The sequence below is a fragment of the Streptomyces johnsoniae genome (assembly GCF_031845565.1).
Taxonomy (GTDB): domain Bacteria; phylum Actinomycetota; class Actinomycetes; order Streptomycetales; family Streptomycetaceae; genus Streptomyces; species Streptomyces johnsoniae.
Window position 1 is genome coordinate 82,813 of record NZ_JAVREV010000010.1, and the last position, 19,505, is coordinate 102,317.

The following is a 19,505-nucleotide window of genomic DNA, read 5'->3' on the forward strand; positions in this document are numbered from 1 at the left end:
CCCGTCCCGAGGCGGGCGCGGTCCGTGAACCACTTCTTCGCGAAAGGGCTTTCCCATGCAGACGCGTCGCATCGGCTCCGTCCAGGTCAGCGCGATCGGGCTCGGGGCAATGCCCATGTCGATCGAGGGCAGGCCGGACGAGGCCCGCTCGCTGGCGGCGGTGCACGCCGCGCTGGAGGCGGGCGTGACGTTCATCGACACCGCCGACGCCTACCACATTCACGCCGACGAGGTCGGCCACAACGAACGCCTCGTCGCCAAGGCCCTGGCGTCGCACCCCGCGGGTGCGGACGTGCTGGTGGCCACCAAGGGCGGCCTGCGGCGGCCGGGCGACGGGTCCTGGCAGAAGCACGGCAGGCCGCAGGACCTGAAGCGCGCCTGCGAGCAGTCCCTCGCCCGGCTCGGCGTGGAGGCCATCGGGCTTTACCAGTTCCACCGCCCGGACCCCGAGGTGCCCTACGCGGACTCCATCGGGGCGCTCGCGGAGTTGCTGGACGAGGGCAAGATCCGGCTGGCCGGTATCTCCAACGCCGACCCCGGCCAGATCCGCCAGGCGCAGGAGGTGCTGGGCGGCCGGCTGGCCGGCGTGCAGAACCAGTACTCCCCCGCGTTCCTCTCCAGCCGTCCCGAGCTCGACCTGTGCACGGACCTGGGCGTGGCGTTCCTGCCCTGGGCCCCGCTCGGCGGCATCACGAACGCCGGTGAACTCGGCGAGCGGCACGCCGCGTTCGGTGAAGTGGCGGCGGAGCTCGGGGCCAGCCCGCACCAGGTCTGCCTGGCCTGGATGCTGGCCGCCTCGCCCATGGTCGTGCCGATCCCCGGTTCGAGCCGTCCGGAGACGGCACGGGACTCGGCCGCGGCGGCCGGGCTGGCCCTGTCGGCGGACCAGCTCGCGCGGCTCGACGTGGCGGTCTTCGGCGGTCCGGGCGCGGATTCCCCCGCCGCACCCTGAACCCGGCCGGAAATTCCCGCATTCGCGAACGTGCGGGAATAGCGCCGTTTCGCCCGGACTTCCCCCTTCGCCGTTCGGTATTTCGAGCGATGGCTTTCTTTATTTCGGGGCCGCCGTCGATGCCACTCCCCGGGTCTTCACAGTCACTTGGGGCGGCATTAACGTAAGAGAAGCCTGCCACTCGGCCGATATTTCGGCGGGCCTTCGCGCGATATCCGAAAGTTTCGGGCCCTCGCCGGGCGAGAGGGGTTTCGCATGGTCCGTGCCACGGGATCGGGTGGCCCCACCCTGGCGGTCGTGGCCAGAGAGGCGGGCGTCTCCGTGCCCACGGCCTCCAAGGTCGCCAACGGCCGCCAGGATGTGGCACCGGAGACCCGCCGCCGGGTCACCGAGGTGCTCGACCGGCTCGGCTACGTGCGCCGCCAGCGGCCGGCCGCGCGCCGCCGGCCGGACCTCGTCGACCTGGTGGTGCACGACCTGTCCGGTCCGCGGGCGGGCGCCGTCCTGCACGGCGTGGACCAGGCGGCGCACGAGGCCGGGCTCGGCGTGGTGATCTCCGCGGCACTCACCGGCGCGCGCGGCGACGGGCCCGGGCGCGGCTGGCTGGAACGCCTGTCGGCGCGCGGCCCGGCGGACGGCCCGGCGGGGGTGCTGCTCCACGTGAAAGAACTGGATGCCGCGCAGCACGCGTGGCTGGAGCAGCACCACATCCCCTGCGTCATGATCGACCCGGTGGCCGATCCACCGGCGGGCATTCCCTCGGTCGGCGCCACCAACTGGCAGGGCGGGGTCAGCGCCACGGAGCATTTGATCGGCCTCGGGCACCGGCGGATCGCGGTGATCGGAGGCGCCCGGCACCGCACGTGCGGCGCCGGGCGCGTGGCGGGCCACCGTTCCGCCATGTCCGCCGCCGGGCTGCAGGTGCCGCCCGAGTACGTGCGGTACGGGTCGTTCGACGAGGCGGGTGCCGGGCGGCAGGTGCTCGATCTGCTGGCGCTGCCCGAGCCGCCGACCGCCGTGTTCGCGTGCTCCGACGCGATGGCGCTCGGGGCGGTGCGGGCGCTGGGCGAACGCGGCCTGCGCGTACCGCGGGACGTGAGCGTCGTCGGCTTCGACGATCTGCCACAGGCGGTGTGGGCGACGCCGGCCCTGACGACCGTGCGGCAGCCGCTGTCCGAGATGGCCGCGGCGGCGCTGCGGCTGCTGCTGCGCCTCCTGGACGGCGAACGCCCCGAGGGCATGCGGACCGAACTGTCGACCCGCCTGGTGGTGCGGGACAGCACGGCGCCCCCGGCCGCCTGACCGGGGGCGCTCGCGCCGGCCCTCCCGCGTCAGCCGCGGGCGGCCAGCAGGTGGTCGGTCGCCAGCTGGTCCAGGGCCTCGAAGGCCATGCCGCGGCGGCCGGCGGCCTCCGGGTCGAACTCCTCGAACGCCGAACGGTCGGCGAGCAGCGCCGCCGGGCTTTCGCCCGGCTGAAGGGTGGGCCTGGCCAGCTCGTCGAGGCGCGAGGCGCGCAGCGCCTCCTGCACGGCCGGGTCGGCGCGGAAGGCGGCGGCGCGCTCCTTGAGGATCAGGTAGTTGCGCATGCAGCCGGCTGCGGAGGCCCACACGCCGTCGAAGTCCTCGGTGCGCGGCGGCTTGAAGTCGAAGTGGCGCGACCCTTCATAGCCGCCCGACTCCAGCAGGTCCACCAGCCAGAAGGCGGACCGCAGGTCACCCGCGCCGAAGCGCAGGTCCTGGTCGTACTTGATGCCGTTCTGCCCGTTCAGGTCGATGTGGAACAGCTTGCCCGACCACAGTGCCTGGGCGATGCCGTGCGGGAAGTTGAGCCCGGCCATCTGCTCGTGGCCCACCTCCGGGTTGACCCCGAACAGCTCGGGCCGCTCCAGCCGTTCGATGAACGCCAGGGCGTGGCCGACGGTCGGCAGCAGGATGTCGCCGCGCGGCTCGTTCGGCTTCGGCTCCAGCGCGAAGCGCAGCCCGTAACCCTGCTCGGTCACGTACTCGGCCAGCAGGTCGAAAGCCTCCTTGAAGCGGTCGAGTGCGGCCCTGACGTCCTTGGCGCCGCCGGACTCCGCGCCCTCCCGGCCGCCCCAGGCCACGAAGGTCTCGGCGCCCAGTTCGGCGGCGAGGTCCAGGTTGCGCATGGTCTTGCGGAGCGCGTACCGGCGCACGTCGCGGTCGTTGGCGGTGAAGGCGCCGTCCTTGAAGACGGGGTGCGTGAAGAGGTTGGTCGTGACCATCGGCACGACGATCCCGGTGCTGTCCAGCGCCTGCCTGAACCGCTTGATGTGTCCCTCGCGCTCGCTCTGCGAGGCGCCGAACGGGATCAGGTCGTCGTCGTGGAAGGTGACGCCGTGGGCACCGAGCTCGGCCAGCCTGGTGACGGACTCCACCGGGTCGAGGGCGGGGCGGGTGGCGTCCCCGAACGGGTCGCGGCCCTGCCAGCCGACGGTCCACAGACCGAAGCTGAACTTGTCCGCGGGTGTGGGCTGGAATGACATGGCGGCTCCTCGGCTCCCCAGTATTTCGTCATGGCCGTTGACAAATTAGTATGCACAGGCACGCCTGGGGAATCCAGGCCCCTACACCGGCCTGTCAGAGAGGACCGCGCTCATGGCTGCACCGGATGGACCCCTCGTCGTCGGCGTGGACAGTTCCACGCAGTCCACCAAGGCGCTGGTGGTGGACACCGCCACCGGTGCCGTTGTGGCGCGCGGACAGGCGCCGCACGTGGTGACCGACGAGCACGACAGCGACCCGGAACAGTGGTGGCGGGCACTGGCCGAGGCCGTCGACCAGTGCGGCCCCGCCGCCCGGCAGGCCGCCGCCGTCTCGGTCGCCGGGCAGCAGCACGGCCTGGTCACGCTCGACGCGGACGGCCGCCCCGTGCGCAACGCGCTGCTGTGGAACGACACCAGGTCCGCACCGCAGCGCGACCGGCTGATCGACGAGCTGGGCGGACCGGCGGAGTGGGCACGGCGGACGGGAAGCGTGCCGCCGCCCTCGTTCACCGTGACGAAGTGGGCCTGGCTGCGGGAGAACGAGCCGCGGGCCGCCGCCGCCACCCGGGCCGTGCGGCTGCCCCACGACTACCTGACCGGGCGGCTGACCGGTCAGGGCGTGCACGGCGGCACCACCGACCGGGGCGACGCCTCGGGCAGCGGATGGTGGTCCACCGCGACCGAGAGCTACGACGAGCACATCCTCGGACGCGTCGGCCTCGACCCCGACCTGCTGCCCCGCGTCGTGGGCGCCGGCGAGCCCGCCGGTACGGTGGCCAAGGGCCTGCCGCTGCCCGAGGGCATCCTCGTGGCCGCGGGCACCGGGGACAATATGGCCGGTGCCCTCGGCCTCGGCCTGGCACCGGGCCGCCCGGTGCTCAGCCTCGGCACCTCCGGCACCGTCTACGCGGTCAGCGAACAGCGGCCAGCGGACCCGAGCGGCATCGTGTCCGGCTTCGCCGACGCGTGGCGCGGCTGGCTCCCGCTGGCCTGCACCCTCAACTGCACGCAGGCCGTCGACCGGTTCGCCACCCTCCTCGGCCTGGACCGGGAGGCCACGGAGCCCGGCGGCTCCGCGGTCGTGCTGCCGTTCCTCGACGGCGAACGCACCCCCGACCTGCCGTACGCCACCGGCCTGGTGCACGGACTCGTGCACGCGACCTCCGGCGGTCAGGTCCTCCAGGCCGCCTACGACGGCGCCGTGTTCGCGCTGCTGAGGGCCCTCGACCTGGTGCTGGACGACTCCGCCGACCCCGGCGAGCCCATCCTGCTCATCGGCGGCGGCGCCCGCGGCACGGCCTGGCGGGAAACCGTGCGCAGGCTCTCCGGCCGACCGGTCAAGGTCCCGCGCGCCGACGAGCTGGTGGCCCTCGGGGCCGCCGCACAGGCCGCCGGGCTGCTCCTCGGCCGCGCCCCCGCCGCGGTCGCACGGGAATGGGACACCGCGGCCGGTCCCGAATACCCGGCCGTGGCCCGCGACGAGGAGGCGCTGGCCAGGCTGGACGCCGCACTCACCGACGCGGACGCGCTGCTGCGGCGGCGCTGAGGAACGCCGTGGCCCAGCCCGCGCCGAAGGCGCAGCACGAGATGCGGCAGCGCAACCTCTCCCGCGTGCTGCACGCCCTGGCCGCGGGCGGGCCGCTCTCCCGCGCCGCCGTCGCCGCCGAGATCGGCCTGACCAGGGCCGCCGTCTCCACGCTCGTCGACGAGCTGCTGCGCGGCGGCCTCCTCGTCGAACAGGGTCCCGGCCGGTCGGGAAGTGTGGGCAGGCCGGGTACCCAGCTGCTCCTGACCGACCGCGGCCCGTGCGGCGTCGGCGCCGAGATCGGCGTGGACCACCTGGCGGTGTGCGTCATGGACCTGCGCGGCGACGTGCGCGTGCGGGCGGTGCACGCCACGCGCAACCAGGGCAGCGACCCCGCCGTCGTCCTGCACGCACTGGGCGGCATGCTGCACACCGCGGCCGAGCGGGCCCAGGGCCTCGGCCTGCGCCCGGCCGGGCTGACGGTGGCCGTGCCCGGCCTGGTCGCCCGGGACTCCGCCACCGTGCTGCGCGCGCCGAACCTCGGCTGGCACGGCACGGACCTGGCCGCGGCGCTGCCCTCGGATCTGGGCCGGGTCACCGTGGAGAACGAGGCCAACCTCGGCGCGCTGGCCGAGCTGTGGTCCGCCCACCACGTGCCACCGGAAGGCGGGCCCGACAGTTTCGTGCACGTCTCGGCCGAGATCGGCATCGGCTCGGCGCTGGTGCTCGACGGCGAACTGCTCCGCGGCGCCCACGGGTTCGCGGGCGAACTGGGCCATCTGCCGGTCCGGCCGGAAGGCAGGCCCTGCTCCTGCGGCGGCCGGGGCTGTCTGGAGACCTACGCGGGCGAGGAGGCGGTGCTGCGCGCCGCCGGGCTGGAGCCTGGTCCTGGTGTCCGGCTCGGCGCGCTGACCGAGCGCTGCGAGGCCGGCGACCCGGACGCGCTGCGCGCCGTCAAACAGGCGGGGACCGCCCTGGGCATCGCGCTGTCGGGCGCGGTCAATCTGCTCGATCCCCGGCAGGTGGTCATCGGCGGCTCACTCGCCAGGCTCGCGCCGTGGCTGCTGCCGCCCGTCGGCCGGGAGCTGGCCCGACGCACCGCGGTCGCCGCCGGGGGCCGGAGCACACCGGTGCCGGTGACGGCCTCGCCGCTCGGCCCGGACGGGCCGCTGCTCGGCGCGGCGCGCTTCGCCGTCAGGGCGGCCCTCGACGAGCCCGCCGGGCTGCTGCGGAGCTGACCCCGGGGCCGTATCCGGCCCCCGCCTTCACCCGATCAGGCGAATTACCGGCAAGAGCCTCATGCCGCACACGGAGTGGGCGCAGGATCGCCCCGTGAAGAAGAGGCTGCACGCACTCCGGGCGGGCGCCGGAGCCGCCTGCGCCGCGCTGATCGTGGTGGGCGCTGGGCCCGGAGCCGCATCGGCCCAGCCCGCACCGGCTTTCGGCGACTGGCCCTGGCCACCGCCGTTCCCCTGGCTGCCGCCGTGCCCCATACCCCCGCCGCCGCCCGTCCCGCCCGTGCCCACCCCGCCGCCGCTCCCGACTCCGCCGCCGGAGCCGACGCCACCACCCACGCCCTCTCCCCCGCCGGAGCCCGAGCCGCCGAGTCCGCCGCCCGAGCCCGAGCCCCAGGAGCCGGAGCTTCAGGAGCCGGAGCCGGAGCCCGCGCCTGCGGCCCCGCCGCCCGCGCCGCCGCAGCCGGAACGGGAACCGGAACCCGAGCCGTCACCGGAGCCGGAGCCGTCTCCGTCACCGCCCGCCGTTCCCGAGCCTCCCCCGCCGTCCCCCTCGCCCACCTCGCCCACCTCGCTGTCCGCTGCCCTGCGGCTTCCGGTGGACGATGAACCACCCGCCGGCGACGGCTCGCTCACCACCCGCACGCTCCTGATCGTGGCCCCCGCCGTGCTGGCCGCGGCGGCGCTGCACCCCCGTTCCCGTTCCGGCCCCCGCTCCGGCGGCTCCTAGGAGGTCCCGGTGTCCGATTGGCTCATGCTGACCCTCGTGGTCATCACCACCTGCCTGGTCGTTCTCGTCGCCGTCGTGATGCGGCAACGGCGGGCCGGGGATGACGACGATCCCTCGGAAACGCCCGACGTCATCGAGTACATGACGATGATGATGGGCGTGGTGTACGCCATCGTGCTCGGCCTGGCCATCGCCGGCGTCTGGGAGGCGCGCGGCGCGGCGGACGAGTGGGTACGGCAGGAGGCGCAGGCCCTGCACGAAGTCAGCGAACGCGCCGCGGTGTTCTCCGCCGGCATACGTGACGGCATCCGCTCGGACGTGGACGCCTACGTCGCCCACACGGTGGACGACGAGTGGTCCTACATGGTCGACAACGGCGAACTGACCGAAAAGGGCGACGAGTTGCTCAAGCAGCTGCGGGCCTCCGTACTGGGCCAGGAGCCGGAGACTGTGCGTGAGATCCAGGCCTACCAGGGGATGATCGACCAGGTGGCCGCCGCGGACGAGGCCCGGGTCGGCCGCGGGCAGAGCGCCGAGCCGACGATGCCCGTCGTGGTGTGGATCGGTCTGATCGCGGGCGCCGCGGTGGCGGTGGGCATGGTGTTCGCCCTCCAGATCCAACGGTCCGGACGTGAGCTGCTGCTGGCCGGAATGTTCAGTGCGCTGATCGCCTTTCTGCTGTTTCTGGTCTGGTACTTCGACAATCCGTTCGCCCACGGCGTCGGCGACTCCGGAGAGGCGTTCCGGGCGCTGTTTCCGCAGGCCGTCAGCGGCGGATGAGCCGACGTGGCCGCGGCCCCAGGCTCTAGCATGATGCGAATGAGCGCACTGTTCCCGGAGCTGGCCGATGGATCGGCCAAGCCCGCCCTGCACTTCGGCGACCAGATACTCAGCCACGCCCGGCTGCACGCGGCGGCCGTCGCCCTGGCCCGGCGGCTGGCCGGGCACGGCCGCGTCGCGGTCTGGGCCACCCCCGCGCCCGAGACCGCGGTGGCTGCCGTCGCCTGCCTTCTGGCGGGGGTGCCCGTCATTCCGGTCAACCCGAAGAGCGGCGCCCGCGAGTTGGTCCACATCGTCACCGACAGCGCGCCGTCGCTGATACTCGCGCCGCCGGGGGCCGTGCTGCCCGAGGCCCTGGCCGCGCTCCCCCGGCTCGACACCGCCCTGGCCGCCGGGGATGAGCCGGACGGCGGAGCACCGCCCGAGCCAGGACCCGAGCACCCGGCGCTGATCGTGTACACCTCCGGGACCACGGGACCGCCGAAGGGGGTCGTCGTCCCCCACCGCGCGGTGGCCGCCACGCTGGACGCGCTGGCGGACGCGTGGCAGTGGACCGGGGAGGACGTCGTGGTCCACGCGCTCCCCCTCTTTCACGTGCACGGGCTGGTACTTGGCGTGCTGGGCCCGCTGCGGCGCGGCGGCACCGTGCGCCATCTCGGTCGCTTCTCGCCCGAAGGCGTCGCCGATGCCCTCTCGGACGGCGGCACCATGCTGTTCGGTGTGCCGACGATGTACCACCGGCTCGCCGAGGCCGCCGGGGCGGACGACCGGATCGCCGCCGCGCTGGCCGGCGCGCGGCTGCTGGTCTCGGGATCGGCGCCGCTCCCGCGGACCGACCACGAGCGGATCGAGGCTGCTACGGGGCGCCGGGTCATCGAGCGGTACGGCATGACCGAGACGATGATGAACACGAGCGTCCGCGCGGACGCGCCGCCCGCGACCGGCACGGTCGGGGTGCCGCTGCCCGGGGTCGAGGTCCGCCTGGTCGACGAGTCGGGCCGGCCGGTGGCGGGCGGCGACGGCGAGACGGTGGGCGAGATCCAGGTCCGCGGGCCGAATCTCTTCACCGAGTACCTGGGCCGGCCCGACGCCACCGCGGCGGCGTTCGACGGCGACTGGTTCCGCACCGGCGACATGGCCACGCGCGATGCGGCCGGGTGCTACCGGATCGTGGGGCGCAAGTCGACCGACCTCATCAAGTCCGGCGGCTACAAGATCGGGGCCGGGGAGATCGAGAACGTGCTGCTGACCCACCCCGGTGTCGCCGAGGCCGCCGTCACCGCGGCTCCCGACCCGGACCTGGGCGAGCGCATCGTCGCCTGGATCGTGCCGCGGGACGAGACGAGTCCGCCCTCCGCACAGGAGTTGACCGACCACGTCGCGGGGCAGCTCGCCTCCCACAAGCGCCCCCGGGAGGTCAGGTTCCTCGCCATGCTGCCCCGCAACGACATGGGCAAGGTCCTCAAGAAGGAGCTGGCGTGACGGCGGCCGTCACCGGCCGGGCCGTTCCGGCCCGGGAGCTGATCGCGGCTCTGACGCCCGCGTTCACGGAGCTGCCCAGGGCCGCCGAGGCGGCCGCGGCCGACGGTCCGATCGGCTGGCCCGGTTACGGCGAGGCGCGGGCCCGGGCCCGGGCGCGCACCGGTGAGCCGGAGTCGGTGGTCTGCGGGATCGGCGATGTGGGGGGCACCGAGGCGGTGCTGATCGCCTTCGAGTTCGGTTTCCTCGGCGGCTCCATCGGCGAGGAAACCGGGGCGCGCATCGAGAACGCCTTCATCACCGCCCGCGACCTCTCGCTTCCTGTGGTGTCACTGATCGCCAGCGGCGGCAGCCGCATCCAGGAAGGCATGTGCGCCCTCACGCAGTTGCAGCGGATCGCGCGCCAGATGGTCCGGCTGCGGGCAGCCGGGCTGCCGCACCTGGCGGTGCTCGCCGGGCCCGTCACCGGTGGCGGGTGGGCCACTCTCGGCGCGGGTGCGGACGTGCGGGTGGCGCTGCCCGGGGCTCAGATCGGCTTCGCCGGGTCACGGACCAGGCCGCCCGGGGCCGATGCGGACGCGTACACGGCCGAGGCGCAGTTCGCCGCGGGCCAGGTCGACCAGATCGTGCCCGCCGCCGGTCTCGGGACCGTCGCGGCGCGCTGGCTGCGGCTGCTCACCGCGCCCGCGGCGGGACCGGTGGCGCCGCCCAAGGCGCTGCGGGCCGTTCCGCCGCCGGACAGCGGCTGGCAGGCCGTGCGGCGCGCGCGGGAGGCGGACCGCCCGGGCGCGGAGGCGTACCTGAAGGCGTATTTCGCGGAGCGGGCGCCGCTGGGCGGGACCGATCCGGGTCTGCTGTGTGGGTTCGGGATGCGCGACGGCCGCAGCGTCGCGTACGTCGCGCAGTGCGGCGCCGCCACCCGGCCGGCCGGGTTCCGCGCGGCGACGCGCCTGGTGACGCTCGCGGACCGGCTGTCGGTCCCGGTCCTCAGCCTGGTCGACACCCCGGGCGCGGCCAACGACGCCGAGGCCGAACGGGACGGGGTGGGGGCGGCCATCGCGGAGACCATCACGGCCGTGGCCGGCTGCCGCATCCCGGTGACGACGCTGCTCGTCGGCGAGGGCGGTTCTGGCGGTGCCGTGGCGCTCACCTCCCCAGGACACACGTGGGTGACGCCGGACAGCTACTACTCGGTCGTCGCTCCGGAGCGGGCCGTGGCGATCCTGAAGCGCGGGCCGGACGACGTGCCCACGACGGCCGAGCAGTTGCGGCTGCGCCCGCAGGACCTGGTGGACCTCGGCATCGCCCGCGGGATCGTGCCCGCCGAGCCGGCCTGACGTCCGGCCCCCGGCACCACCCGGCTCCCCCGGTCCTCCGTTCGGCATGCTGCGGAACGGAGGACCGGCCGGTGTCTCGGCCACGGCGGCGCGGGAGTGGCTGAACGATCGACCGCCTCAGGTCCTCGATCAGGCAACACGCCACCCGACCGGTACCGGTACCGGTATCGGTAGCGGCACCTGTCCGCCGCCGTTGTTACCATGGTCGGCATGGCACGAGGTATCTGGTCGCAGAAGGTCCGTTCCGCCCGCTGACGGCGGCGCCTTCTCCCTGTGTGAATCTGCGCTCGCCGTCCCGGTCATGTCCGGGCGGCCGCTTCCTGCTGCCCGGCTCCACTGCGAGCTGCGGAGCACCGTTGACCCTCTCCCCAACCCCCGGAGCCATGTCCCTGCCCGCCGAGGCGGGCGGCAGTGCACACGTCCGCGCCGAGGGCGTCTCCCTCACGCGCGGGTCCCGGCGCGTCCTGAACGACGTCTCGGTCACCGTCTCCGCCCGGTCCCGGGTCGCCGTCGTCGGCGAGAACGGCCGTGGCAAGACGACGCTGCTGCACGTCCTCGCCGGACTGATCACGCCCGACGCGGGCACCGTGCACCGGGCGGGCACCATCGGTCTGGCCCGCCAGGAGCTGTCGGCGCGCGACGGTGCGACCGTCGGCACCTTGACCTCCGAGGCGCTGGCCGCGTCGCTCGCGGCCCTCCGTGCGCTGGACGAGGCGGCCCTGGCCATGGCCGAGGGCGATCCCGCTGCCGACGACCGCTACGCCGCCGCGCTCGACGCCGCCACCCGGCTCGACGCGTGGGACGCCGAACGCCGCGTCGATGTCGCTCTCGCTGCCCTCGGTGCGTGCACCGAGCGCGGCCGTCCCCTGTCGACGCTGTCGGTCGGGCAGCGGTACCGGGTCCGGCTGGCGTGCCTGCTCGGCGCGCGGCACGACGTTCTGCTGCTCGACGAGCCGACCAACCACCTCGACGCCGACGGGCTGGGCTTCCTGACCCGCACGCTGCGCGAGCACGACGGCGGCCTCGCCATCGTCAGCCATGACCGGGCGCTGCTGCGCGATGCCGCGGACCGGTTTCTCGACCTCGACCCGACCCGCGACGGGCAGCCGCGCCTGTACGCCGGCGGCTACGACGCCTGGCAGGAGGCCCGGCGTCGTGAGCGTGAGCGCTGGGAGCACGACCACGACGAGCAGCAGGCCGAGCACCGGCGGCTCCAGGACGCGGTGTCGAAGGCCCGCGACCGGCTCTCCACCGGGTGGCGGCCGGACAAGGGGACCGGCAAGCACCAGCGCCAGTCCCGCGCGCCCGGCGTCGTGCAGGCCCTGAGCCGGCAGCAGGAGGCCCTGGAATCGCACCGGGTCGACGTGCCGGCGCCGCCGCCGTCGTTGCGGTGGCCGGATCTGGCCGTCCGGCCGGGTGCGGCGCAGTTGCGGGCACACGGCGTCGCCGTGGACGGGCGGCTGGCCGGTCCGGTCGACCTCTCCCTCGACGGCGGCGACCGGCTGCTCGTCACCGGACCGAACGGCGCCGGGAAGTCCACGCTGCTCGCGGTGCTGGCCGGTTCGCTCCAGCCCACGGACGGGTACGTCCGGACGGCGAAGGGGGCACGGGTCGTCCGGGTCACCCAGGAGACCGCCGGGCAGGACCCCGCGCTCACCGCCCACGAGGTGCATGCCCGCCACGTGGGACGGCTGGTGGCGCGCGGGGCGCTGCGCGATGCCGACGCCGTTCCGCTCGGGGCGGTCGGGCTGCTGGACTCCGACGCGATGCGCACGCCGGTCGGGCGGATGTCGCAGGGGCAGCAGCGGCGCCTCGACCTGGCGCTGGCGCTGGCCGGGCGGCCCGGGCTGATCCTGCTCGACGAACCGACGAACCACCTGTCGTCGGCGCTGGTCGACGAGCTGACCGACGCGATCCGCGACACGAGCGCCGCCGTGGTCGTCGCGACGCACGACCGGCAGTTGCTGCGGGATCTCGCGGAGTGGCCGCGGCTGGAGGTGGGCACACGAGAACCTGGATCGGACCCGCGGTGAGCCGCGGCAGTTCCCCGGCCGGTTCGGGGCCCTTGCCGATGCGGTAGTGGCGCCGGACGGTCAGGCCCCCTCCTGCGGGCCTTTTCGGTCCGCAGGAGGGGGCCCGGTCCGCAGGAGGGGGCCGGGGCGGGGACCTATGCCAGATAGCCGCCGTCGATCGTCAGTGTGGTGCCGGTGATGAACGACGCGGCCGGAGTGGCCAGGAAGATGACGCCCGCGGCGATCTCCTCGGGGCGGCCGTAGCGGCCCATCGCGTTGGCCGTCCGCTGGACGTCGGCCTCCGCGCCGTCCGCCGGATTCATGTCGGTGTCCACCGCGCCCGGCTCGACGACGTTGACCGTGATGCCGCGCGGCGCCAGGTCGCGGGCCGCGCCCCGGCTGTACCCCGCCACCGCCGCCTTGGTCGCCGCGTACTCCGCCACGGTCGTGAATCCGGCGCGGGAGCCGAGGGTCGAGCCGACCGTGATGATCCTGCCGCCCTCGCCCAGTACCCGGCTCGCGGTCCTGACGGCGGCGAGTACACCGCCGAGGTTGACCGCGAGCTGCCGGTCGAACGCCGCGCGTTCGCCGGCGTCGACCGGGCCGCGGACCGAAACGCCGGCGTTGTTCACCAGTATGTCCAGGCGGCCGAACTCCGCCGCCACCGTTTCGACGAGGCTCTCGACCGCCCGCTCGTCGCTCTGGTCGGCCCGGTGCGCCGTCGCGCGCACCCCCCGGCGCGCGAGGGCGCCCACGACCTCCTCCGCCTGCTCGCGCGAGGTCGCGTAGCTGATCGCCACGTCCGCACCCTCGTCCGCGAGCGCCAGGGCGATCGCCGCGCCGATGCCGCGCGAGCCGCCGGTGACCAGGGCCGTTCGCCCCGCCAGTGCCGTTCCCATGAATCTCTCCCGATTCTGTACCGATTGGTACTCAACTCGAAAGGGTACTATACCTATCAGTACGAAATTCAGGGAATCAGGGAAGGTGACCCCATGGCGGTGGGACGGCCGCGCGCCTTTGACGTCGAAGAACGGCTCGACCGGGCCCTCGACGTGTTCTGGCGTCAGGGCTACGAGGGCACGGCACTCTCCGACCTGACCGAGGCCATGGGGATCAACCGGCCCAGCCTCTATGCCGCCTACGGCAACAAGGAGGCTCTCTTCGGCCGGGTCCTCGACCGCTACCAGGACGGGCCCGCCCGCCATCTGCGCACCGCGCTGGAGGAGCCCACGGCCCGCGCGGCGGCCGAGCATCTGCTGCGCGGCTCCGTCGCGGTCGTCACCTCCGCCCGCAACCCCGGGGGCGGCTGCCTGCTCGTGCATGGCGCGCTGGCCACCGGGGAGCAGGGCGAAGCCGCGCGGGCCAGGCTCGCCGACGGCCGCCGCGCCGCGGAGACGGCGCTCCGCCGCCGTTTCGAACGGGCGCAGGACGAAGGGGACCTGGCACCGGACGAGGACGCCGCCGACCTGGCCCGTTACATCGCCTCCGTCTCCTTCGGCCTGTCGGTGCACGCCTCGGACGGCACCGGCGCCGAGGCGCTGCACCGGGTGGTCGACCGCGCACTGGCGGCCTGGCCCGGATAACACGGCGGCGCGACCCGGCGGACGGGGCGCGGCCCGGCGGGTGCGAGCCCGGGCCGGGGCTCAGGTGGCGACGACGCCGCGGGGGGTGAGTCCGGCGAGGCGGGCCAGCCTGCGGTACGAGTCGAGCCGGTCGGTCTTGTCGTGGGCGGCGAGGGTCAGCATCAGCTCGTCCGCACCCGTGCGGTCCACGAGTCGGCCGAGGGTCCGCGTCATCTCCTCCTCCGTGCCGGACAGCTGTCCGGCACGGGCCTGGGCGAAGTAGCGGCGCTCCCGCTCGGTCAGCTCCCTGGCCAGGACGTCCCCCGGCGGGTCGAGGGGCGGGAAGACGCCGCGGGTGCGGGACCACACCGTCGCCCACGCCTCGGGCACCTGAAGCAGCTCGGCCGCTTCGCGGGTCGCGGCGACCGCCGCGTTCACGGCGACGATCACGTACGGTCGGTCGCCGTGCCGGGACGGGGTGAAGTCCGCACGGTAACGGTCGAGAGCGGCGCGCATCCGTTCCTCGTCGCTCAAGTGGGCCATGACCAAGGGCAGTCCGTGTGCGGCGGCGATGCTCGCGCCCTCCCCCACGGCCAGGACGTAGGCCGGCACCCGCAGCCCCTCGGCGGGGACGGCATGCACCGGCCCGCCGGGCTCGAACCAGCCGAGCAGCTCGGACAGTTGCTCGCCGAACCGGTCGGCGGCGTCCTTGTCGGCGCCGAGGGCCCGCCGCACCGGATCGATGAAGCCGACCGAGCGGCCGAGGCCCATGTCGACGCGGCCGGGGAAGAGGGATTCCAGGACGCCGAACTGCTCGGCCACCACCAGCGGACGGTGGTTCGGCAGCATGACGCCCCCGGTACCCACCCGGATGCGCTCGGTCGCGGAGGCCACGGCGGCGGCCAGCACGGTCGGCGCGGACCCGGCCACACCGGGCACGCCATGGTGCTCGGCCACCCAGAATCTGAAGTAGCCGAGGTCCTCGACCTGGCGCGCGAAGCGCACGGTGTCCCGCAGCGCCTCGGCGGGCCGCTGTCCCGAGCGGATCAGCGCGCGGTCCAGGACCGACCAGCGCACCGATCGCAGTCGTGCCGTTGAGTCCACACCGGTGTCAACAGCGCGGCGCGCCGAAGATTCCCGCGCCGGGCTCACGTGCCCGGCTCATGTGCCCGGCTCACGTGCCGCCCGGGAGGCGGGCGTCGTGGGCCAGCAGGGCGATCTGCACGCGGTTGTTGAGGCCCAGCTTGGCCAGGATGCGCGAGACGTGCGTCTTGACCGTCGGCAGGCTCATGTACAGCTCGGCGGCGATCTCGGCGTTCGACTTGCCCTGCCCGATCGCGACGGCGACCTCCCGTTCGCGCTCGCCGAGGGCGTCCAGGCTGCGACGGGCGCGCCTGGCGTCGCGGGACGAGCCGGTGACGTGGGCGATGAGCCGCTCGGTGACCGCCGGGGAGAGCACCGGATCGCCCGCGGCCACGCGCCGCACCGCGTCGACGATCTCGCCGGGCGGGGTGTCCTTGAGCACGAAGCCCGCCGCCCCGGCACGCAGCGCCCGCAGCACGTGCTCGTCCGCGTTGAACGTCGTGAGCATCACGATCTCGGGCGGCTCGGCGAGGCCGCGCAGCCGTTCGGTCGCGGCGAGGCCGTCGATGCCGGGCATCCGGATGTCCATGAGGACGACATCGGGCCTCAGCCGTTCGACCAGCTCCCGCACCTCGGCGCCGTCCGCCGCCTCGCCCGCGACCTCGATGTCCTCGGCGGCACCCAGCATCAGCCGCAGGCCCGAACGGACCAGGGGATCGTCGTCGACCAGGAGCACACGGATGGTCATGCGGGTCACGGTAGCGGGGCGGGGCGGAGCCCGCGGCCCGGGCCCCGCGGTGGCGCCGGGGGGCGGCGCGTCACGCCGTGGCGGGAACGGCGGGGAAGTCGAGCACGCGGTCGCACCAGCGGCGCAGCAGCACCCGGTCGTGGCCGACCGCGAGGAGCGCGGCGCCGTTCTCTCGTCGGTAGTCCTCGACGACGGCGACGAGGGCCGCGGTGGTGGAGGCGTCGAGCATGGCGGTCATCTCGTCGCAGATCAGCAGCGAGGGGCGCAGCAGCAGGGCGCGCGCCAGGCAGGCGCGCTGGAGCTGGCCGTCACTCACCTCGTGCGGGCGGCGGCCGAGCAGCTCCGGCCCGAGCCCGACCTCCGTGGCCAGCGCGGCGGCCCGCTCGGCCAGCTCCTGGCCGCGGCCGGTGGCGCGGGCGGGCTCGGCGATCAGGTCGCGCAGGGCGAGCCGGGGGTCGGCGGCGAGGCGGGGCTGCTGGAAGACGACGCCGATGCGGGTGCGCTGGGCGCGCGGGGCGCGGTAGCGGAAGCCGCGGACGGGCTCACCGGCGAGGCGGACGGTCCCGGCGAAGGGGCGGTGCAGCAGGGCCGCCACCTTGGCCAGGGTGGACTTGCCGCAGCCGCTGGGGCCGAGCAGCCCGACCGCCTCGCCGTCCGCGACGGTGAGGCTCAGCTCGCGGACGACGGGCTCGCCGCGGACATAGCCGGCGGTGATGTGCTCCAGCTCAAGCATCGACGGCCTCCGACGCGTGGTGGCAGGCGACCCCGCCGGTGAGGGCGGGCAGGGTGGTGCAGATGTCGGTGGCGCGGTCGCAGCGGGCGGCGAACGCGCAGCCCTCGGGAAGGGCGTCCAGCTCGGGCGGCAGCCCCGGGATCGGTGCGAAGGCGCGTTCGGGGAGGGCGTCGAGCAGGCCGCGGGCGTAGGGGTGGCGGGGCCCCGCGGCGCCGAAGAAGTCGGCAGCGGTGGCGACTTCGACGATACGGCCGGCGTACATGACGGCGACGCGGTCGGCCATGCGCGCCGCGGCGGCCAGGTCGTGGGTGATGACGAGCAGGCCGTGGCCCTCGTCGGTGTGCCGGCGCAGCTCGTCGACGGTGCGGTCGACGAGGTCCCGGTCGAGGCCGGTGGTCGGTTCGTCGGCGATCAGCAGCGGCGCGTCCGCGACGAGGGCGAGGGCGGTGGCGGCCCGCTGGGCGAGGCCGCCGGAGAGCTGATGCGGGTAGCGGTCGAGGTGGTCGGCGGGGAACGCGGCGCGGGCGGCGGCGGCCTCCGCGGCGGCCCGCAGGGCGCCGCGGCGGGTGTCGCGCAGCTCGCGGACCGTCTCCTCCAGTTGGGAACGGACCGTCCGCACCGGGGTGAGATGGGCGGCCGGGCTCTGCGGTATCAGCCCGGCGCGCCGGCCGCGCACCGTGCGGGCGAGGGTCGTCTCCTCCGCGCCGAGCAGGTCGATGCGGTCGTCCGGCCCGAGCAGGGCGGTGCCGCGGGTGCGGGCGTTGCCGGGCAGCAGGCCGAGAAGCGCCGAGGCCAGCACCGATTTGCCGCAGCCGCTCTCCCCCACCAGGGCGAGGCATTCGCCGGCGGCCAGCTCGAAGGAGACCCCGTTGACGGCGGCGACGTGGCGACCGCCGGGCATGAGGAAGCGCACGGACAGCTCGTGGACGGCCAGCAGCGGCGGCCGGGCGGCGGATGCGTCGTTCACAGGACCAGCTCCGATCGGCGGCGCGGGTTGATCCGTTCCCGCCAGGCACCGGCGAGCCCGGCGATGGCGAGGGTGGGGATGACGATGAACAGGCCGGGGAAGAGCGTCGGCCACCACTCTCCGGTCACCAGCGAACCGCGGGCACCGTTGATCATGGTGCCGAGGCTGGCCTCGTGCGCGGGGATTCCGAGGCCGAGGAACGACAGCGCGGACTCGTGCCAGATGGCGTGCGGCACCATCAGCACGGCCGCGAGGCCCGCCTGGGGAAGCACCGCTGGCACCAGGTGGCGGGCGGCGACCCGCAGCCGCGAGGCGCCGCCGGAGATCGCGGCGTCGACGAACGGGCGGGCGCGCAGCGACAGCACCTCGGCGCGCACGATGCGCGCGGTGGACACCCAGTGGGTGAGTCCGACGGAGGCGACGACGGGCCAGACCCCCGGCCGGAACATGGCCACGATGAAGATGCCCATCAGCAGGTGCGGGACAGCGGTGAACGTGTCCACCAGGCGCATCACGACCCGGTCGGTCCTGCCGCCGAGCGCCCCGGCGGCGCAGCCGACCGCGAGGCCGATGCCGCTGGCCACGAGCGCGGCGACGAGGCCGACGAGCAGGGAGACGCGCAGGCCGTAGACGCTGCGCAGCAGCACGTCGCGGCCGACCTCGTCGGTGCCGAAGAGGTGGTCGGCACCGGGCGCCGACAGCTTGGCGGTGAGGTCGACGGCCTGCTGGTCGAGAGGGAAGAGGGGCGGCACGAGCAGCACGGCGAGCGCCGCGGCCGAGACCAGGACGGCCGAGACGACGACGCGTGCGGTGCGGGTGCCGCGGCGGGTGGTGCCGGGGGCGTGCCAGGGCTGTTCGGCGGCTGAAGCGGTCATGGGTTCACATCTCGTCGTGGTCGACGCGGGGATCGGCCAGTCCGTACAGCAGGTCGGCGAGCAGGTTGCCGGCGAGCACCGCGAGCGCGGAGAGCACGGTCAGGGCCGCGAGCAGCGGGAAGTCGGTGGCGGTGGCGGCCTTGACGGTGGCGGAGGCGATGCCGGGCCAGCTGAAGACCGTCTCGATCAGCAGGGCGCCGGTGATCAGCTCGGGTATGCGGGTGCCGATCAGGGTCAGGACGGGCAGCAGCCCGGAGCGCAGGGCGTGCCCGACGAGCACGGTGCGTTCGCTCAGGCCGCGGGCGCGGGCGCCGCGCACGGGGTCCTCGCGGAGGGCGTCGCCGACGCCCTGGCGCACGTACAGCACGAACCAGGGCAGCTGGGAGACGGCGAGCACGCCCGCGGGCAGGACGAGATGACTCAGCAGGGCGCCGGGGGTGACGACGTCGGAACCGGCGTCGGTGAGGCCGCCGGCCGGGAGGACGTCGAGGCGCAGGGCGAAGAACCAGATCGCCAGGAGGGCGAGCCAGAACGGCGGGGCAGCCTGGAGGGTGTAGCTGAGGGAGGTGACGACGCGGTCGAAGGTGCTGCCGGGGCGCCGTGCGGCGAAGACGCCGAGGGTGGTGCCCAGCAGCACGGCGATGACGAACGCGACGGCGCACAGCAGCGCGGACCAGCCGAGCCGTTCCGCGATGACCTGGTCGACGGGCTGCCGCAGGGCGAGGGACTGGCCGAGGTCGCCGGTGACGGCGGAGCGCAGCCAGGCCCACCACTGCTCGACGAACGTGCCGCCGGCCTCCAGGTTCTCCCGCAGGGCGTCCAGCGTCTCCTGGGAGGCGCCCACGCCGCCATCGCCGATGTAGCGGCGCACCGGGTCGAACGGCGAGGCGGCGGCCACCGCGAACATGCCGAGGGTCACCAGGGCCAGCACCGGGACGGCGGCCAGCAGCCGCCGTCCCGCGAGCCTGGCCATGGCGGCCCAG

18 protein-coding genes are annotated in these 19,505 nt (G+C 74.7%); 10 read left to right on the plus strand and 8 right to left on the minus strand.

Annotation, left to right across the window (positions count from 1 at the left end):
- Positions 1-55: 55 nt before the first annotated feature.
- Both RM779_RS18840 and RM779_RS18845 read left to right on the plus strand, forming a co-directional pair.
- Positions 56-952, plus strand: a complete 897-nt coding sequence (locus RM779_RS18840) for an aldo/keto reductase (RefSeq protein ID WP_311618898.1) — start codon at positions 56-58, stop codon at positions 950-952.
- A gap of 255 nt (positions 953-1,207) precedes the next feature.
- Positions 1,208-2,254, plus strand: a complete 1,047-nt coding sequence (locus tag RM779_RS18845; protein WP_311618899.1) for a LacI family DNA-binding transcriptional regulator — start codon at positions 1,208-1,210, stop codon at positions 2,252-2,254.
- A gap of 29 nt (positions 2,255-2,283) precedes the next feature.
- Here RM779_RS18845 and xylA read toward each other — a convergent pair whose 3' ends face one another.
- Positions 2,284-3,456, minus strand: coding sequence for a xylose isomerase (gene xylA, locus RM779_RS18850; RefSeq protein ID WP_311618900.1), 1,173 nt, complete (start codon positions 3,454-3,456; stop codon positions 2,284-2,286).
- 112 nt (positions 3,457-3,568) lie between these two features.
- Here xylA and xylB point away from each other — a divergent pair, with 112 nt between their 5' ends.
- The 7 genes from xylB to RM779_RS18885 all read left to right on the plus strand — a co-directional run bounded on the left by xylB (position 3,569) and on the right by RM779_RS18885 (position 12,575).
- Positions 3,569-5,002 carry a xylulokinase gene (gene xylB, locus RM779_RS18855; protein ID WP_311618901.1) on the plus strand — a complete coding sequence of 478 codons (1,434 nt, stop codon included), beginning with the start codon at positions 3,569-3,571 and terminating at the stop codon, positions 5,000-5,002.
- Positions 5,003-5,043: 41 nt separating this feature from the next.
- Positions 5,044-6,219 (plus strand): ROK family transcriptional regulator, encoded by a 1,176-nt coding sequence (locus tag RM779_RS18860; protein ID WP_311619034.1) that lies wholly within the window; start codon positions 5,044-5,046, stop codon positions 6,217-6,219.
- 94 nt (positions 6,220-6,313) lie between these two features.
- Positions 6,314-6,946, plus strand: coding sequence for a hypothetical protein (locus RM779_RS18865; RefSeq protein ID WP_311618902.1), 633 nt, complete (start codon positions 6,314-6,316; stop codon positions 6,944-6,946).
- Positions 6,947-6,955: 9 nt separating this feature from the next.
- Positions 6,956-7,726 carry a bestrophin-like domain gene (locus RM779_RS18870; protein WP_311618903.1) on the plus strand — a complete coding sequence of 257 codons (771 nt, stop codon included), beginning with the start codon at positions 6,956-6,958 and terminating at the stop codon, positions 7,724-7,726.
- Positions 7,727-7,765: 39 nt separating this feature from the next.
- Positions 7,766-9,208, plus strand: a complete 1,443-nt coding sequence (locus RM779_RS18875; RefSeq protein ID WP_311618904.1) for an acyl-CoA synthetase — start codon at positions 7,766-7,768, stop codon at positions 9,206-9,208.
- A complete protein-coding gene (locus tag RM779_RS18880; protein ID WP_311618905.1) occupies positions 9,205-10,542 on the plus strand; it encodes a carboxyl transferase domain-containing protein in 1,338 nt (445 codons plus the stop codon). Before RM779_RS18875 ends, RM779_RS18880 begins: the two co-directional genes overlap by 4 nt.
- Positions 10,543-10,898: 356 nt before the next feature.
- Positions 10,899-12,575, plus strand: a complete 1,677-nt coding sequence (locus RM779_RS18885; protein ID WP_311618906.1) for an ABC-F family ATP-binding cassette domain-containing protein — start codon at positions 10,899-10,901, stop codon at positions 12,573-12,575.
- 134 nt (positions 12,576-12,709) lie between these two features.
- On the opposite strand, the gene RM779_RS18890 is transcribed toward RM779_RS18885, so the two are convergent.
- The gene (locus RM779_RS18890) at positions 12,710-13,453 is read right to left on the minus strand and encodes an SDR family NAD(P)-dependent oxidoreductase (protein WP_311618907.1); all 744 of its coding nucleotides are present in this window, start codon (positions 13,451-13,453) and stop codon (positions 12,710-12,712) included.
- A gap of 93 nt (positions 13,454-13,546) precedes the next feature.
- Here RM779_RS18890 and RM779_RS18895 point away from each other — a divergent pair, with 93 nt between their 5' ends.
- A complete protein-coding gene (locus tag RM779_RS18895; RefSeq protein ID WP_311618908.1) occupies positions 13,547-14,137 on the plus strand; it encodes a TetR/AcrR family transcriptional regulator in 591 nt (196 codons plus the stop codon).
- Positions 14,138-14,197: 60 nt separating this feature from the next.
- Here RM779_RS18895 and RM779_RS18900 read toward each other — a convergent pair whose 3' ends face one another.
- From RM779_RS18900 to RM779_RS18925, 6 genes are all read right to left on the minus strand, one after another.
- Positions 14,198-15,193 (minus strand): LLM class flavin-dependent oxidoreductase, encoded by a 996-nt coding sequence (locus RM779_RS18900; protein ID WP_311618909.1) that lies wholly within the window; start codon positions 15,191-15,193, stop codon positions 14,198-14,200.
- Positions 15,194-15,290: 97 nt separating this feature from the next.
- Positions 15,291-15,947 carry a response regulator transcription factor gene (locus RM779_RS18905; protein WP_311618910.1) on the minus strand — a complete coding sequence of 219 codons (657 nt, stop codon included), beginning with the start codon at positions 15,945-15,947 and terminating at the stop codon, positions 15,291-15,293.
- Between the two features lie 70 nt (positions 15,948-16,017).
- Positions 16,018-16,680 (minus strand): ABC transporter ATP-binding protein, encoded by a 663-nt coding sequence (locus RM779_RS18910; protein ID WP_077057339.1) that lies wholly within the window; start codon positions 16,678-16,680, stop codon positions 16,018-16,020.
- Positions 16,673-17,581 carry an ABC transporter ATP-binding protein gene (locus RM779_RS18915; RefSeq protein ID WP_079252329.1) on the minus strand — a complete coding sequence of 303 codons (909 nt, stop codon included), beginning with the start codon at positions 17,579-17,581 and terminating at the stop codon, positions 16,673-16,675. Before RM779_RS18915 ends, RM779_RS18910 begins: the two co-directional genes overlap by 8 nt.
- A gap of 62 nt (positions 17,582-17,643) precedes the next feature.
- Positions 17,644-18,522: an ABC transporter permease gene (locus tag RM779_RS18920; protein WP_077057340.1), complete on the minus strand. Its 879-nt coding sequence runs from the start codon at positions 18,520-18,522 to the stop codon at positions 17,644-17,646.
- A 4-nt stretch (positions 18,523-18,526) separates the two neighbouring features.
- On the minus strand, positions 18,527-19,495 hold the full coding sequence (locus tag RM779_RS18925) for an ABC transporter permease (RefSeq protein ID WP_311619035.1): 969 nt from the start codon (positions 19,493-19,495) through the stop codon (positions 18,527-18,529).
- Between the last annotated feature and the right edge of the window lie 10 nt (positions 19,496-19,505).